Source organism: Streptomyces sp. NPDC059456 (genome assembly GCF_042750055.1).
Classification (GTDB): domain Bacteria; phylum Actinomycetota; class Actinomycetes; order Streptomycetales; family Streptomycetaceae; genus Streptomyces.
In genome coordinates this window covers 1-1,053 of the sequence record NZ_JBHYVA010001163.1, presented here as the reverse complement: position 1 = coordinate 1,053, position 1,053 = coordinate 1, and the positions used below count along the sequence as shown (strand labels likewise).

Here is a 1,053-nt window from a genome sequence, read left to right as displayed (position 1 = left end):
CCCCCGACCCGTTGGCCGGCTTCGCCGACGCCCTGGACGGGCTGGAATCGGAGCTGCTCGCCGAGCAGATCCGCTATCTGCCCCGCACGCCGCAGGCCGCCGCGGCCAGGGCGTCCTTGACCTCCTGCGCCACGCGGGCCGCGTCCTCGGGGTTGTTCACCACGTCCGTGTGGCTCATGTCGACGACGAGGACCTCGCTGGCCGAGTAGTGCTTGTGGACCCAGTCGTCGTAGCCGGACCACAGCGTCCGGTAGTACTCGACGAGGCTGTCGTCCTGCTCGAAGTCGCGGCCCCGCAGTCCGATGCGGTGCAGCACCGTCTCGAAGTCGGCCTTGAGGTAGACCATGAGGTCGGGCGCCTTGCGGTACGGCAGGCCGTCGATCTCGCGCATCATCTCGTCGAGCAGCCCCTCGTACACCTGCATCTCGAGGGAGCTGATCCGGCCGAGCTCGTGATTGACCTTGGCGAAGTACCAGTCCTCGTATATGGACCGGTCGAGGACGTTGTCCCCCTGCTTGTAGGCCTCCTTGATCGCGGCGAACCGGGTCTGGAGGAAGTAGAGCTGGAGCAGGAAGGGGTAGCGCTTCGCCTGGATCTCTTCGGGGCTCGCCGTGTAGAAGAGCGGCAGGATCGGGTTGTCGTCCACGCTCTCGTAGAAGACCTCGCTGCCGAGCTCCTTGGCCAGAAGCTCGGCCACGCTCGTCTTGCCGATTCCGATCATGCCTCCGACGCAGATCACTGGCATACCTCACTTCTCCCTGGGGGTCTTCTGTTCGCGGGCGGGGAGGGCAGGGCGCCCCGCACCACTGAGACGCACGCCGGAAGTCACTCGATTCCCCAAGATCTTCATGATCGGCGTCATGTGGGCCCCGTCCGTCCTCGACCGGCCGGACCGACCGTTGCGCAGGTGCCGTGTACGGCGACGAGGGCCACCGCCCCGCGGGCCGCCTTGAATGATAAATGACGATTCGCCGCACACCGGCCACGGCGCCGGCGCCCACCACGCCCGGCCCTCCGCCGCCGCCCGCACCCCCTGGCCGTGGTGGCCGGCGG

The 1,053-nt window shown here is 67.9% G+C and carries 1 protein-coding gene; it reads right to left on the bottom strand.

Going from position 1 to position 1,053, the window contains the following annotated elements:
* Nucleotides 1-73: 73 nt before the first annotated feature.
* Nucleotides 74-745: a deoxynucleoside kinase gene (locus tag ACFXA3_RS42940; protein ID WP_385197055.1), complete on the bottom strand. Its 672-nt coding sequence runs from the start codon at nt 743-745 to the stop codon at nt 74-76.
* Nucleotides 746-1,053: the final 308 nt, after the last annotated feature.

What these genes read in the sequence shown, in the direction of transcription:
- ACFXA3_RS42940 (WP_385197055.1), bottom strand. Translation starts at nt 745, where the DNA reads ATGCCAGTGATCTGCGTCGGAGGCATGATCGGAATCGGCAAGACGAGC.